The 14,842-nt window shown below is 61.8% G+C and carries 14 protein-coding genes; 3 read left to right on the top strand and 11 right to left on the bottom strand.

The genetic code is table 11. The features are described 5' to 3' along the window. Window position 1 precedes the first annotated feature (1 nt). From rmuC to udp, 4 genes are all read right to left on the bottom strand, one after another. Window positions 2–1,549, bottom strand: a complete 1,548-nt coding sequence (gene rmuC, locus WFM45_RS20885; RefSeq protein WP_118892556.1) for a DNA recombination protein RmuC — start codon at window positions 1,547–1,549, stop codon at window positions 2–4. A gap of 140 nt (window positions 1,550–1,689) precedes the next feature. Further along, window positions 1,690–2,220 carry a DedA family protein gene (locus tag WFM45_RS20890; RefSeq protein ID WP_004934438.1) on the bottom strand — a complete coding sequence of 177 codons (531 nt, stop codon included), beginning with the start codon at window positions 2,218–2,220 and terminating at the stop codon, window positions 1,690–1,692. A 79-nt stretch (window positions 2,221–2,299) separates the two neighbouring features. Continuing rightward, the gene (locus tag WFM45_RS20895) at window positions 2,300–3,082 is read right to left on the bottom strand and encodes a tyrosine-protein phosphatase (RefSeq protein WP_015376302.1); all 783 of its coding nucleotides are present in this window, start codon (window positions 3,080–3,082) and stop codon (window positions 2,300–2,302) included. Window positions 3,083–3,376: 294 nt separating this feature from the next. Further along, window positions 3,377–4,138 carry a uridine phosphorylase gene (gene udp, locus WFM45_RS20900; RefSeq protein ID WP_004934432.1) on the bottom strand — a complete coding sequence of 254 codons (762 nt, stop codon included), beginning with the start codon at window positions 4,136–4,138 and terminating at the stop codon, window positions 3,377–3,379. 493 nt (window positions 4,139–4,631) lie between these two features. On the opposite strand from udp, the gene WFM45_RS20905 reads away from it, so the two are divergent. Then, a complete protein-coding gene (locus WFM45_RS20905; protein ID WP_099981884.1) occupies window positions 4,632–5,459 on the top strand; it encodes a dienelactone hydrolase family protein in 828 nt (275 codons plus the stop codon). An 86-nt stretch (window positions 5,460–5,545) separates the two neighbouring features. On the opposite strand, the gene metE is transcribed toward WFM45_RS20905, so the two are convergent. Further along, window positions 5,546–7,834 carry a 5-methyltetrahydropteroyltriglutamate--homocysteine S-methyltransferase gene (gene metE / locus WFM45_RS20910; protein WP_085337568.1) on the bottom strand — a complete coding sequence of 763 codons (2,289 nt, stop codon included), beginning with the start codon at window positions 7,832–7,834 and terminating at the stop codon, window positions 5,546–5,548. A 90-nt stretch (window positions 7,835–7,924) separates the two neighbouring features. Here metE and metR point away from each other — a divergent pair, with 90 nt between their 5' ends. Then, the gene (gene metR / locus WFM45_RS20915) at window positions 7,925–8,869 is read left to right on the top strand and encodes an HTH-type transcriptional regulator MetR (RefSeq protein WP_015376299.1); all 945 of its coding nucleotides are present in this window, start codon (window positions 7,925–7,927) and stop codon (window positions 8,867–8,869) included. 16 nt (window positions 8,870–8,885) lie between these two features. On the opposite strand, the gene WFM45_RS20920 is transcribed toward metR, so the two are convergent. Continuing rightward, window positions 8,886–9,746 (bottom strand): carboxylate/amino acid/amine transporter, encoded by an 861-nt coding sequence (locus WFM45_RS20920; protein WP_085337569.1) that lies wholly within the window; start codon window positions 9,744–9,746, stop codon window positions 8,886–8,888. A 151-nt stretch (window positions 9,747–9,897) separates the two neighbouring features. On the opposite strand from WFM45_RS20920, the gene WFM45_RS20925 reads away from it, so the two are divergent. Then, window positions 9,898–10,227, top strand: a complete 330-nt coding sequence (locus WFM45_RS20925) for a hypothetical protein (RefSeq protein WP_016929457.1) — start codon at window positions 9,898–9,900, stop codon at window positions 10,225–10,227. On the opposite strand, the gene WFM45_RS20930 is transcribed toward WFM45_RS20925, so the two are convergent. From WFM45_RS20930 to ugpA, 5 genes are read right to left on the bottom strand one after another with little or no spacing between them, the layout of a single operon-like run. Then, on the bottom strand, window positions 10,208–11,164 hold the full coding sequence (locus WFM45_RS20930) for an AEC family transporter (protein WP_336957147.1): 957 nt from the start codon (window positions 11,162–11,164) through the stop codon (window positions 10,208–10,210). The genes WFM45_RS20925 and WFM45_RS20930 overlap by 20 nt on opposite strands. Window positions 11,165–11,224: 60 nt before the next feature. Next, a complete protein-coding gene (ugpQ, locus tag WFM45_RS20935; RefSeq protein ID WP_016929459.1) occupies window positions 11,225–11,962 on the bottom strand; it encodes a glycerophosphodiester phosphodiesterase in 738 nt (245 codons plus the stop codon). After that, window positions 11,962–13,032 carry a sn-glycerol-3-phosphate import ATP-binding protein UgpC gene (locus tag WFM45_RS20940; protein ID WP_038874163.1) on the bottom strand — a complete coding sequence of 357 codons (1,071 nt, stop codon included), beginning with the start codon at window positions 13,030–13,032 and terminating at the stop codon, window positions 11,962–11,964. Before WFM45_RS20940 ends, ugpQ begins: the two co-directional genes overlap by 1 nt. A gap of 5 nt (window positions 13,033–13,037) precedes the next feature. Next, window positions 13,038–13,883, bottom strand: a complete 846-nt coding sequence (ugpE, locus tag WFM45_RS20945; protein ID WP_033638989.1) for a sn-glycerol-3-phosphate ABC transporter permease UgpE — start codon at window positions 13,881–13,883, stop codon at window positions 13,038–13,040. Beyond that, window positions 13,880–14,767: a sn-glycerol-3-phosphate ABC transporter permease UgpA gene (gene ugpA / locus WFM45_RS20950; protein ID WP_015376293.1), complete on the bottom strand. Its 888-nt coding sequence runs from the start codon at window positions 14,765–14,767 to the stop codon at window positions 13,880–13,882. Before ugpA ends, ugpE begins: the two co-directional genes overlap by 4 nt. Window positions 14,768–14,842: the final 75 nt, after the last annotated feature.

Raw genomic sequence — 14,842 nt, forward strand, 5'->3', positions numbered from 1 at the left:
CTCAGCCGTGCGAAACGAAGCCCGGTTCCCCGGCGGTATCGTCATCGTCGTTCGTCTGCGGCAGCGCGGCGACATCATCGTCGTTCGCCTCTTCCGCTTCATCGTGTTGCGCGCCGGCTTGCTGCGCCAGCAGCGGGTTTATCGGCCGTTTGACCTCAACCCCCAACGCGCGGAAACCTTCAATTTGGCCGATAAGATTACCACGGCCTTCGCTCAGTTTGTTCATCGCCTGACGATAACTGCCCTGCGCCTTGTCCAGGCTCTGCCCCAGCGCGGACATATCGTCCACGAACAGCCGCATCTTGTCATACAGTTTCGCCGCGCGATCGGCGATGCGCTGGGCGTTCTGGCTCTGATGCTCATAGCGCCACAGGTTGGTGATGGTACGCAGCGCCACCAGCAACGTGGTCGGGCTGACCAGCATGATGTTGTGTTTAAGCGCTTCGCTGATCAGCTCCGGCTCGCGATCGATAGCCAGCAGGAAGGCGGGCTCGACCGGAATGAACATCAGCACATAATCCAGCGAACGCAGCCCCGGCAGCTGCTGATAGTCCTTGCGGCCCAGCATGCGGATATGGCCGCGCAGCGAAGCGATATGCTCGCTCAGCGCCGCTTCGCGCTCCGCCTCATCCTCGCCGTTGAAATAGCGCTCGTAGGCGATCAGCGACATCTTGGCGTCAATCACTACATCCTTACCCTGCGGCAGGCGCACGATCACATCGGGCTGCATGCGGCTCTGATGATCCACCCGCACGTTGACCTGCGTTTCATACTCATGTCCTTCGCGCAGGCCGGAAGCCTCCAGCACCCGGCTCAGCACCACCTCGCCCCAGTTGCCCTGCGTTTTGTTGTCGCCTTTCAGCGCCTTGGTGAGGTTGATCGCCTCGCGCGCCATCTGCGCGTTCAACTGCTGCAGATTGCGTATCTCGTGCGTCAGCGTATGGCGCTCACGCGCCTCCTGGCCAAAGCTGTCCTGCACCTGCCGGCGGAAACCGTCCAGCTGTTCGCGCAGCGGCAACAGTAAACGATCCAAACTTTGCTTATTTTGCTCGTCCACCTTGCGGCCGCTGTGTTCAAAAATGCGGTTGGCGAGATTTTCAAACTGGGTGGTGAGCCGCTGTTCGCTGTTGATCAGCAGGCGCTGCTTCTCCTCCGCCGCCATGCGCGTCTCTTCCAGACGGATGGTGACTTCGCGCAGCTCGGCCTCCTGCGCGCTGTTCACCTCGCGCTGGGCGCGCAGCTCTTGGTTGAGCAGCTCGCATTCGTTGCGCCAATGGTTGAGCTGTTGCAGCTTCTCATGCCCGGCCGCCAACTGGCTGTGCAAGTTACGCAGCTCCAGCTCGCTCTGGCGCGACTGCTGTTCGTGGCGCTGCAGGGCCTCCTGCCGCACGGCCGTCTCCTGCTGCGCCTGCTGCAACGCTTGCTCCAGCAACCGCAGTTCGGTTTCATGTTGCGCGTTTGTCTGCTGCACACGCAGACTGGCGATCAGCCACCCCAACAGCATACCGATCGCGACGCCGCCAATCCCATAAATCAGACTGGTATCCACCCTGCCTCCTGTTGCACCTTGCCGTTCCAGCGTTTCGCACGCCCATTGCCCGTCACGTTAAGGGGAGGCTGTATGGATGTCCAGCCTGATTTTGCCCGCCGCGCACAATATTGCGCGGCGCTGCGCAATTTAGCGAGAAATCAACCCAGCCACTGGCTGAGCCACTTGATGCCGAACGCCCCCGGCGCCAGAATGCCGAACGCCCAGATCATCGCCGACGTGACGTTGGCCAGTTGGAAGTAGCGCTGCGGCATGCCGCAAATGCCGCCCACCAACGGCACCACGGCGCGCAGCGGGCCGAAGAAGCGGCCAATGAAAATGCCCAGCACGCCCCAGCGTTCAAAGAAGGCGTGGCCGCGCGCCAGCAGCTGCGGATTGCGCGACAGCGGCCACATATGGGCCACGCGATCCTGATAGTGATAGCCGATCCAGTAAGAGAGCCAGTCGCCGAAAAACGCCCCGGCGGCGGCGGCGGCCCAAATCGGCCAAAAGGCGATGCCGCTTTCGCCGATCAGCGCGCCCAGCGCCAGCAGGATCACCGTGGCCGGCAGCAGCAGCGACAAAAACGCCAGCGACTCGCCGAACGCCAGGAAGAAGATGATGGGAATGGCCCAGCCTTCGTGCTGACGCACGACGTCGCTGACCCAGTTGATAACGTCATTGAGGCTCAATACGGGGCTCCTGATACGCGATGGTTCGCCGCCTAGGATAAGCCGGGGCGAGTTAAACCCCGGTTAAACACGCAGCGATTTACTCGAGGTAGAACGCCTGCAGCGCTTCGCGCTGGGCCGCGCCCAGACCGTATTCCGCTTCCAGCCAGCGGTCGGTGGAGCCGTATTGCTGACGGATGCAGCCCAGCGCCGTCATCAGGAACTCCTCGCGCGCGCTGAGCACGTAGGCGAATTGCTCCAGCGCCGCCGCATTCAGCTTGATAGAGAGCTGATCCAGCATCTGCTCGCGGAAAGTGGCCAGCGTGGTTTCAGTCAGCAGATAGTCTTCCAGCACCGTCGCTTCGTCGGCCCCCAGCGCGAACAGCACCAGCGCCGAACCGACCCCGGTGCGATCCTTGCCGACCGCGCAGTGCTGCACGATCGCGCCGCCGCCGGGGTTGCTCAGCAGCTGCGCCAACCGCTGATAGGCCACATTGCCGAACGGCAGGCGGCGATACAGTTCCAGCATGAACGCGCGGGCGTCGAAAGCGGCCAGCGTTTCGTTGGTGAGCTTCTCCAGGTTGGCGTTGACTTCGCTGCTCAGCGGGTTGGCCGGCACGTGATGATAGTCGGCGCCATTCCACAGAATATCCGGTTTGGCCTGCACTTCGTCGGCATCGCGGTAGTCCAGCACCGAACGCACCGGCACGCCGGCGAGAAAGGCGCAGTCGTTTTCCGTCAGCCGCTCGAGGGAACCGGAACGAAACAGCAGGCCGCGCTTGATGCGGCGCCCGTCGGCCACGCCGTTGCCGCCGAAGTCACGGAAATTAATGCCGCCGTCGAGCGGCGCAAGCGAAGGATGAAGCAGGATCTGGGCGGTCATAAACGTCCTCGTTGTTTTTGTTATGACAACGCGCGGCGGCCATCGGCGCAGCGCTGAGGAGTATCACCGTAACAGATTAGTCGCGAATGGAAAAACGGGCCGCGTCGGCGGCCCGTTCAGTCCGTTGACAAAGGAGGAAAAAGCGTGGTTTTTCCTCCTTTGTGGTTATCAGCCGAAAATCAATAAATTGATTTTCCCTGTTTGTTATCCGCTGCTTTCTGCAAACCGGGCAATGGCATGAGGTTTGTCATCAATCTCAACGGGCCGCGGCGGCGGCCCGTTCAGGGGAGGCGATTACAGCAGACGGCGGGCGGCATCCACCACGATCTGCACCGCTTTGCTTTCGGTGTTTTTCATGGTCTCGGCGTTCGGGATCTCTTGCTGGGTGCGGTTAACGATCACCCCAGCCACCATGCCGGCACGCAGGCCCTGGCTGGCGCACATGGTCAGCAGCGTGGCGGACTCCATTTCATAGTTCATCACGCCCATCGCCTGCCACTCTTCCATCGAGCCTTTAAAACGGCTAACCACACGGCCGGAGTAGGTGTCGTAACGTTCCTGGCCCGGGTAGAAAGTATCGGAAGAAGCGGTTACGCCAATGTGGGTGGTCGCGCCGCTGGCTTTGGCCGCTTCCACCAGCGCGGTGGTGCAGGCGAAGTCCGCAACCGCCGGGAACTCCATCGGCGCAAAGTGCAGGCTGGCGCCGTCGAGGCGTACCGCCGCCGTAGTCACCAGCACGTCACCGACGTTGATATTGGCCTGAATGGCGCCGGTGGTGCCGATGCGCAGGAAAGTGCGAATACCCAGCTGCGCCAGCTCTTCCACCGCGATAGAGGTAGACGGGCCGCCAATACCGGTGGAGCAGACGATCACCGCCTTGCCGTCCAGCTCTGCGCGCCAGGTGGTGAATTCACGATGGGAGGCCAGATGCACCGGATTTTCCATCAGCTTGGCAATCTTCTCTACGCGCTGCGGATCGCCCGGCACGATGGCAAGCTGGGCCCCTTGTAAATCGTTCTTGGTGAGGCCGAGATGAAAAACGTCAGACTGAGACATACGAGACTCCTCATGGATCATGTTTATTGGGAGGAACAAAAAAGCACTCTACTGAAAATCGCCGCTTAATTTCGTGACGACAGTCACTATGAAAAGAGAAACAAATTACATGCTACATATTTTTTGTGATTTTTATCACAAAAAAGCACTATCACTATAAGGCATCCAGAATGCACCGCTAAACCTCAGTCTAGCCGACAAACCTTGCAGCTCCCTGCCCGTTGGTTGCCGACTGAAACTATTTAGCTCATCAATCCGAAATAACTCCATCTTATCGGTTGCTTAGGGGCAAAAAAGCCCTCTAACGCACCTTATGGCACTTACGCGGGCCAAAACGCGTAATAACATGATAAAAAGCGCTTAAAAATGCCGCAAAGCCAGATAATTAGCCGTTTTTTATCGACTTGTCCGAAAGTGCGCCACGCAGCGCCAATAATGGGTAATCTTTCCTATAGTTAATCTCAGCGCTTTTTTCTATTGCACGGAGACCGCAATGAAAACCGAACATGTGATGACATTAGAACAGGCTCAGGGGGGATTCGCCCCGGCCGCCGCGCCGTTGGCCGCCTCCGCGATTATCACCGACGAACAGGGCATTCATGCCGGGCAAACGACCATCCCTTCTCAGGGCGACGCGCTGCCGGCCTACGTCGCCAAACCCGCCGACCATAACGGCCCCTTTCCCATCGTGCTGGTGGTGCAGGAAATCTTCGGCGTCCATGAGCACATTCAGGATCTGTGCCGTCGCCTGGCCAAGCAGGGCTATCTGGCGATCGCGCCCGAGCTCTATTTTCGCCAGGGCGATGCCAACGACTACAGCGATATCGGCGAGCTGTTCCAGCAGTTGGTGACCAGGGTGCCGGATCGCCAGGTGCTGTCGGATCTGGATCACGCCGCGCACTGGGCTATCCGCCACGGCGGCGACGCCGGCAAGCTGGCGATCACCGGCTTCTGCTGGGGCGGCCGCATTACCTGGCTGTACGCGGCGCACAACCCGCAGTTGAAGGCGGCGGTCGCCTGGTACGGCAAACTGGTCGGCGAGAAAACGCTGAATTCACCGAAGCATCCGGTCGATGTCGCCACCCACCTGTCGGCGCCGGTACTGGGGCTGTATGGCGGGCAGGACAGCGGCATTCCGCTGGAGACGGTGGAAACCATGCGCCAGGCGATACGCGCCGCCAACGCCGAGGCCGAAATCGTGGTGTACCCCGAGGTCGGGCATGCGTTCAACGCCGATTATCGTCCCAGCTACAACGCCGAAGCGGCGGAGGACGGCTGGCAACGCATGCTGGCGTGGTTCGCCCAGCACGGCGTCAAGTAACCTCCACCGCATAAAAAAGGGCGCCGAAGCGCCCAATCATCACACCAGTCAATCTGTAAGCGGCGGAGCTCATCCGCCGCACGCCATCACGCCTGCTCGCGCAGGCGCTGCGCCGCCAATACCATGTTGGCCAGCGACTGCCGGGTTTCCGGCCAGCCGCGGGTTTTCAGGCCGCAGTCCGGGTTAACCCACAGGCGTTCCGCCGGGATGTTCTGCGCCGCTTTACGCAGCAGCGCTTCGATCCATTCCACGCTCGGCACGTTCGGCGAGTGGATATCGTAGACGCCCGGCCCGATTTCGTTCGGGTATTCGAACTCTTTGAAGGCTTCCAGCAGATCCATATCGGAACGCGAGGTCTCGATGGTGATCACGTCAGCGTCCAGCGCGGCGATGGAGTCCATGATGTCGTTGAACTCGCAGTAACACATGTGGGTGTGGATCTGGGTGTCGTCCCGCGCCACGGCGGCGTTCAATTTGAAGGCGTCCACCGCCCAGTTCAGGTAGGCGGCCCAGTCGGATTGACGCAGCGGCAGCCCCTCGCGCAGCGCAGGTTCGTCGATCTGAATGATGCCGATGCCGGCTTTTTCCAGATCTTCCACCTCGTCGCGCAGCGCCAGCGCAATCTGCTTGGCAATCACTTCGCGGGTCACGTCTTCACGCGGGAACGACCAGCACAGGATGGTCACCGGCCCGGTCAACATGCCTTTTACCGGCTTGTCGGTCAGCGACTGGGCGAATTTCGCCCATTCGACGGTAATGGCTTCCGGGCGGCTGACGTCACCGATGATCACCGGCGGCTTCACGCAGCGGGAGCCGTAGCTCTGCACCCAGCCGTTCTGGGTAAACACGAAGCCGTCGAGGTTCTCGCCGAAATATTCCACCATGTCGTTGCGCTCGGCTTCACCGTGCACCAGCACGTCCAGCCCGAGGCGCTCCTGCTCAACGATCGCCTGTTTGATGTGCTCACCGATGCTGGTGCGGTAGTTGCTGCCGTCCAGACGGCCCTGCTTGAAGTCCAGACGCAGGCCGCGGATCTCGGTGGTCTGCGGGAACGAACCGATGGTGGTGGTCGGCCAGGCCGGCAGGTTGAAACGTTCGCGCTGCGCCCTGGCGCGCTCGGCGTAAGCGCTGTGGCGCTCGCTGTCCTGCGCGGTGATCGCGGCCAAACGGCGCTCAACCTGTGGGTTATGCACACGGCTCGACTGACGGCGGGCGCGGATCGGTGCGCTGTAGGCGTCCAGTTCGGCTTGCTTCGCCGCGTCAGGCGCGTTCAGCGCCGCAGCCAGCAGCGCCAACTCGGCGCATTTTTGCAGCGCGAAGGCGAACCAGCTTTTCACTTCTTCATCCAGACGGCTTTCCACGCTCAGGTCGATCGGGCTGTGCAGCAGTGAACAGGAGGTGCCGATCCACAGTGGGCGGGTGCCCACCAGCGGCTGAAGACGTTCGAACCAGCGGCTCAGATCGGCGCGCCAAACGTTGCGGCCGTTGATCACGCCCAGCGACAGCAGCCAGTCTTGCGGCAATGCGGCGCTCAACGCGGCGATATCGTCATGGCCGGCGACCAGATCGACGTGCAGCCCCTGCACCGGCAGCGTGCGAATAGTGTCGAGGTTGTGGCCGACGCTGTCGAAATAGGTAGTCAACAGCAGCTTAACCTGCCCCTGCAGCGCGTCGTAAGCCGGTTTAAAGGCGTCCAGCCAGGCCTGCGGCAGCTCCAGCACCAGCGCAGGCTCGTCAATTTGCACCCACTCGACGCCGCGTTTCGCCAGCTCGGCCAGCACCTGTTGGTAAACCGGCAGGATATCTTTCAACAGCGACAGGCGATCGAACGGCTCGCCCTTCACTTTACCCAGCCACAGATAGGTCACCGGGCCCAGCAGCACCGGTTTGATGCGGTGACCAAGCGCCAGCGCTTCGTCCACTTCATCCAGAAGTTGGGTCCAGCCCAGCTTGAACTGCTGGCCTTGTTGGAACTCGGGCACCATGTAGTGGTAGTTGGTGTTGAACCATTTGGTCATTTCCGCCGCGGCCGCCGGCTCGCCGGTCGGTGCGCGGCCACGGCCGATGCGGAACAGCGTGTCCAGATCGATCGAGCCATCCGCATTCTGATGACGCGCCGGCACGTTGCCCAGCAGCAGGCTGGTGGTCAACACATGATCGTACCAGGCGAAATCGCCGACCGGCACCAAATCTACCCCGGCCTGCTGTTGCTGTTGCCAATGGCGAGCGCGCAGCTCGCGGCCAACCGCCAACAGCTCTTCCTGCGTTGAGTTGCCAGCCCAGTAGCTTTCCTGAGCTTTTTTCAGCTCACGTCGTAGCCCAACGCGAGGAAAACCCAGTGTGTGATTCAAAATTGCCATCGTCTCATTCCCCATTTAGCCGTCCAGATGTTTACACATCCATAATCAGCAGGTACTGTATTAACCACAAGCGCAATTTATTCACTGTCAATGTGAAGGACTCTCATGATCGAACTGAAACATTTACGGACGCTGCAGGCCCTGCGCAGCAGCGGTTCGCTGGCGGGGGCGGCGGCCCAACTTCATCAGACGCAGTCTGCCCTGTCGCACCAGTTCAGCGATCTTGAGCAACGTCTGGGCTTCAAGCTGTTCGTGCGCAAGAGCCAACCGCTGCGCTTCACCGCCCAGGGCGAGATCCTGCTGCAGCTGGCGGAACAGGTGCTGCCGCAAATCTCACAGGCGCTGCAGGCCTGCCACGAGCCGCACCAGACCACGCTGCGCATCGCCATCGAATGCCACAGCTGCATTCAGTGGCTGACGCCGGCGCTGGACAACTTCCGCCAGCGTTTCCCGCAGGTGGTGATGGACTTCACCTCCGGCGTGACTTTCGATCCGCAGCCGGCCCTGCAACAGGGCGAGCTGGATCTGGTGATGACGTCGGATATTCTGCCGCGCAGCGGCCTGCACTATTCGCCGATGTTCGATTTCGAGGTGCGTCTGGTGCTGGCGCCGGATCATCCGCTGGCCGGCAAGCCGCACATCGAGCCGGCAGACTTGAGCGATGAAACGCTGTTGATTTACCCGGTGCAGCGCCAGCGGCTGGATATATGGCGGCATTTCCTGCAGCCGGCGGGCGTCAACCCGGCATTGAAGAACGTCGATAACACGCTGCTGCTGATCCAGATGGTGTCGGCGCGGATGGGAATTGCGGCGCTGCCGCATTGGGTGGTGGAGAGTTTCGAACGGCAGGGGCTGGTGGTGACCAAAACCCTGGGTGACGGCCTGTGGAGCCGCCTGTACGCCGCCGTGCGCGACGGCGAACAGCGCCAGGCGGTGACCGAAGCCTTCATCCGCTCGGCCCGCCAGCACGCCTGCGATCATCTGCCGTTCGTGCGCGACGCGGCACGCCCCGGCGCGACCGGCGCCAAAGCGTTGGCGGCCGGCGTATAAACTGTCGGCCTCCCGTTTAGCCGAGCTGTTTCGGCGCCACCCAGCGGCGGTGCACCCACAGCGAAGCGACGATCACCGCTCCGCCGATGATAAAGCTCGGCCAGTGCGGCTGTTGCTGCCAGATGGCCAGGTTGACCAACAAGCCGGCCGGCACATGCATGTTGTTCATGATGCCGAGCGTGCCGGCATCCACCTGCGTCGCGCCGTAGTTCCACATGAAATAGCCCAGCCCCGACGCCACCACGCCCAGCCAAACCAGCACGCCCCACTGCAGGTTGGTCGTCGGCAGCTGCTGCGGATTGCCCCACAGGAACCAGGCCGCCACCGCCACCGCCGCCGCCCCCAGGTAGAACCAGGAAAAGGCGGTGTGTTGCGGCAAGGGGTGCACTTCCATCAGGCGCTTATAGCCGACCATGCCGATGGCGAAGCTGATGTTCGCCGCCTGCACCAACAGCAGCCCCCACCAGAAGTGTTCGCTCAGTTGGTGATAGCGAATGATCGCCGCGCCCAGCACCGCCAGCAGCGCGCTGAACACATAGCCCCAGCGTAAACGTCGGCCGCTCAGTAAGTCGTAGATCAGCGTGATGTACAGCGGCGTCAACACGGTGAACAGCAGGAATTCGGGTACCGTCAGGTAGAGATAGGCGCGGAAGCTGAACAGATACATGATGCCCAGCTGGAAGGCGCCCACCAGCATATACAGCAGGATCACCCTGGGCTTGATATTGCGCCAACGCAGGAACGGCAGGAACACCAGCGCCGCCAGCCCGATGCGCACCAGCGCCGAAAACCCGCTGTCGACCTGACCCGCCAAATACTCGCCGATCAGGCTGAAAGAAAACGCCCACAGAATGGTGGTTATAACCAAAAGCAGCACGATGGGTTCACCCTAAAAAGACCGAAAGGGCGATTGTAACGGAAGATGGGCACCGCGTTGGCGAAAAGGCGGTTTACATTTGAACAAAATACAAACTACCAGCAAAATTTCACCGCTGGGTTAGGCTTAATAAAAAAGCGAGGTAACCATCATGAAAACGTCTCACATCCTGTTCGCTCTGCTGTTGCTGCCCGGCCTGGCTGCAGCGGCCAACGGCGTAACCGATCTGCGTTCACAGCAGCAGCTTCTCAACCAAAACAGCCAACAGGCGCAGCAACAGCGCTTGTTGAACAACCGGCAGATGGATCAACGCCGCCTGCAACAGCAGCGCCAGTTCGACAATCAACGGCAACAGCTGTTGCAAACCACGCCGAACGGCGGCCAGCTGCTGCCTAACGGCAACCAGCCGCGCGATCCGTTCAACCGCACCGCGCCGGCGGTGCCGCAGGCCCCGCTGCCGGCTACGCCCGCACGCCCATAACGGTGAGGATCAGCGGCGTGGTGATCGCCGCCAGCACGGTGGACATCACCAGGCTGGTGGCGGCCGGGCCGGTGAGCGTATTGAACTGACGCGACATCAGGTAGACATTCACCCCCACCGCCATTGAGCCCAACAGCACCACCACGCGGGTCTCCATCGGCGGCAGATCCATCATCCAGGCCAGCAGCCAAATCACCAACGGCTGCACCAGCAACTTCAGCACGCAGATGGCGCTGCTCAGCTGCCAGCCTTCGCTGATGCGATACTCCGCCAGGCCCATGCCGAGCACCACCAGCGACAGCGGCGCCGCCACCTGGCCGAGCATGCTGACCGGCCGATCGACGAAGTCCGGCAGCGGCAAGCCGGTCAGGCTAAACAGCGTGCCGGACAAAATGCCGACGATCAGCGGGTTGGTCAGCACGCTGCGCGCGGTTTTAGCAAAGCCCCCCAGCGTCGGCGAGCCGTTGCGCGCCCATTCGATCGACACCGTGACCAGCGTCCACAGGATCAGGCCGTTGAACACCAGCACCAGCGCCACCGACGGGATCGCCGCCTGCCCCAGCATCACGCTGGCGATCGGTAAACCGAGCATCACGTTATTGGAGAAAATACCGCCCAGCGCAAACACCGATCCGGCGACGCCATCCAGCCGGAAGAGGTGCCGGGCAACCAGGCGGCCGAGTACGAACACGATCAGGCAACTGCCGAAGAACGCGATCAACAGCCGGGCATCGACCGCCGGGCGCTGCGAGAAGTCGCACATCATGCGAAACAGCATGGCGGGCAAGGCGAGGGAAAACACAAAGCGCGTCAGGCCATCGGTGATGCTGGAAGGCCATTTCCCCCAGCGAATCAGCCCATAACCCAACGCGATCAGGACGAACAGCGGTAAAGACAGCACGATCTGGTGCCACAGTGACATCATAAAGCCTGGCATCGCATTCCTTCCGTTGGCGCGGCGGCAAGGCTTGTCGTCGCGGGATTTATCGGCGCCGGATTAAAAATCCGAGCCAATCAAATCTATCCGGTCGGTGCAAATGCAGTCAACGCCCCAGTCGAGCAGCAGGCGCGCGCGATCCGGTTGGTTGACGGTATACACCAGAATGCGCAGCCCGGCGTCTTTCAACGCGTTCACCCGCTCGGCGGTCAGCGCTTTGTGGTCGATATGCAGCGAGACGCAGTCCAGACGCTCCGTCAGCTCGCGCCAGTTGTCGTCCCACTCCTCCAGCAGCAGGCCACGCGGCAAATCCGGCACGGTGCGCTGCGCCGCCGCCAACGCTTCCACCGAGAAGGAGGAGAGCAGCGGGTCGGTCTGCCCTTGCCACAGCAACCGCGCCGCCAGCGCCACCACCCGGCCGGTTTCATCGTCGCTGCCGGTGGTCGGTTTGATCTCGATATTGGCCATCAGGCCATGTTCCCGGCAGCGTTCCGCCACCTCCGACAGCAGCGGCAGCCGCTCGCCCTTGAAGGCCGAGCTGTACCAGTTGCCGGCGTCCAGCTGCACCAGTTTATCCCACGGCAGTTCGCCCGCCACGCCCCAGCCGTTGCTGGTGCGATCCAGCGTATCGTCATGCAGCAGGAAAATTTGTCCGTCCTGCGCCAGCTTGGCGTCGAACTCGATCATCTTGTGGCCGTGGCGCGCGCCGACGTCGATCGCCGCCAGAGTGTTTTCCGGCGCCAGAGAACCGCCGCCGCGGTGGGCGACAATATGAGGGTAAGGCCAGGGTCTCGTCATCAATCCATCCGTAATCCGCTGTGGGTGTCAAAGAAGTGCAGCGCCTGAGCAGGCAGCTGCAAATATAGCGTACTGCCCGCCGCCGGCAAGGTTTCATGCGACAGCCGCGCGATCACCCCGTGACCGCCCCACTGGCCGTGCGCCAGATTATCGGCTCCCAGCAGTTCCAGCGTCTGCAGCTGCAGCGGCACGCCCTGGCCTTGCGCCACCAGCTGAATATGCTCCGGCCGAATGCCCAGCGTCAACTGCCGTCCCGCCCACTGCGGCTTGGCCGCCGGCAACGGCAGCGCCATGCCGTCCGCCAGCAGCAGCTGGCCGCCGTCGGCGCTCAGGGTGCCGGGCAACAGGTTCATCGCCGGCGAGCCGATAAAGCCGGCGACGAACAGCGAAGCCGGCCGTTGGTACACTTCGCTCGGGGTGCCGATCTGCTCCGCCACGCCCTTATTCATCACGATCACCCGCTGCGCCAGCGTCATCGCCTCCACCTGGTCGTGGGTCACGTACAGGCTGGTGGTTTTCAGGCGTCGGTGCAGCTGTTGCAGCTCCAGGCGCATCTGCACCCGCAGTTTGGCGTCCAGGTTGGACAGCGGCTCGTCGAACAGGAATACCGCCGGTTCGCGCACGATGGCGCGCCCCATCGCCACGCGCTGGCGCTGGCCGCCGGATAGCTCGCGCGGTTTGCGCTTGAGCAGCGGCTCCAGCTCCAGAATGCGCGCCGCCTCCTCCACCCGCTGGCGGATATGATCCTTGCCGAAACCGCGGATCTTGAGGCCGTAAGCCATGTTGTCGTACACGCTCATGTGCGGATAGAGCGCGTAGTTCTGGAACACCATCGCGATGCCGCGATCCTTGGGCTCCAGATCGGTCACGCGCCGGGTATCGATATAAATATCACCGCTGGTGGTGCGTTCCAGCCCGGCCACCATGCGCAGCAGCGTGGACTTGCCGCAGCCGGACGGGCCGACCATCACGATGAACTCACCGTCCGCCACATCGAGATCGATCTGTTTGATCACCGGCGTTTTACCGTCGTAAGACTTGGTGACCGCCTGTAGTTTTAATCCTGCCATCGTCGTTATTTCTCGCTATCAACCAGACCGCGCACAAACCAGCGCTGCATCAGAAGCACCACCGCCAACGGTGGCAATAAAGTCAGAATCATCGCCGCCATCACCTGGTTCCACTGGGTCGGCGCGCCGGAAGTGGAGATCATGCTCTTGATGCCCGCCACCGCGGTGCCCATCGAGGCGTCGCTGGTGATCAGGATCGGCCACAGGTATTGGTTCCAGCCGTAGATAAAGGTGATGACGAACAGCGCCGCCAGATTGGTTTTCGACAGCGGCAACACGATGTCCCAGAAGAAACGCATCGGCCCGGCGCCGTCGATGCGCGCCGCCTCCAGCAGCTCATCCGGCAACGTCATGAAGAACTGGCGCAGCAGGAAGGTGGCGGTGGCCGAGGCCATCAGCGGCAGCGTCAGGCCGGTATAGCTGTCCAGCAGGTTGAGGTTGGAGATCACCTCCACCGTCGGGAAAATGCGCACCTCCACCGGCAGCATCAGGGTGAGGAAAATCAGCCAGAAGAACAGGCTGCGCAGCGGGAAACGGAAATATACGATGGCGTAAGCCGACAGCACCGACACCGCGATCTTGCCGCAGGTGATCGCCAGCGCCATGATCACGCTGTTCAGCAGCAGCAACGAGAAGGGCACTTTGAGGTTGCCCACGCCGCCCTGCCAGATATTGCGGATGTTCTCCCACAGGTGGCCGCCGGGCACCAGCGTCATCGGCACCTGAAACACCTGTTTGTCGTCCAGCGTGGCGGCGACAAAGGCCACGTACAGCGGGAACAGCACCACCAGCACGCCGATAATCAGCATCACATGGCTGAAGACATCCAGCCCGCGTCGATTCTCAATCATTGGTAGCGCACCTTACGTTCAACGAAGCGGAACTGGATCACCGTCAGGCCGATCACCAGCAGCATCAGGATCACCGACTGCGCGGCGGAGCTGGAGAGATCCAACCCGGCGAAGCCTTCGCGGTAGATCTTGTAGATCAACGTGGTGGTGGACTGCACCGGCCCGCCGCCGGTGGCGGCGTCGATCACCGGGAAGGTATCGAAGAAGGCGTACACCAGATTGACCACCAGCAGGAAGAAGCTCACCGGCGCGATCAGCGGCAGCACCAGATGGAAGAAGCGGCGTACCGGGCCGGCGCCGTCGATGGCCGCCGCCTCCACCAGCGAACGCGGGATCGACTGCAGCGCCGCGAGGAAAAACAGGAAGTTATAGCTTATCTGCTGCCATACCGAGGCCAGCACCACCAGGAACATCGCCTGGCCGCTGTTTTGCGCATGGTTCCAGTTATAGCCCAGCCCATTGAGGAAGTGGGTGATCAACCCGAGACCGGGGTTGAACAGAAAGATCCACAGCACCGCCGCCACCGCCGGCGCCACCGCGTAGGGCAGGATCATCAGCGTGCGATAGAGGCGGCTGCCGCGCAGCACGTAGTCCACCAGCGCAGCGAAGAACAGCGAGACCGCCAGCCCGATGCCCGCCACCAGGAAGCTGAAGATCAGCGTGGTGTAGAACGAGTCGAGGTAGTAAGGATCCTGGAACAGCTGCTTAAAGTTATCCAGCCCGACAAACTGGCTGGACAGGCCGAACGGATCGAGACTCTGCACCGAATACCACAGCGCCTCGCCGGCGGGCCATAAAAAGAACACGGCGGTAATCAGCAGCTGCGGCAGCACCAATGCATAGGGCAACCAGCTGCAGCCGAAACCGGGACGGGAAGATGACATAGCAGTTAAACCATTAATCGGGCACGGAAGGATCGGCGTGAAGACGCGGGCCCGGTCCGCCGGGCCCGCGACGCA

Origin of the sequence: Serratia sp. KG1D, from assembly GCF_037150675.1 — a bacterium.
Classification (GTDB): Bacteria; Pseudomonadota; Gammaproteobacteria; order Enterobacterales; family Enterobacteriaceae; genus Serratia; species Serratia nematodiphila.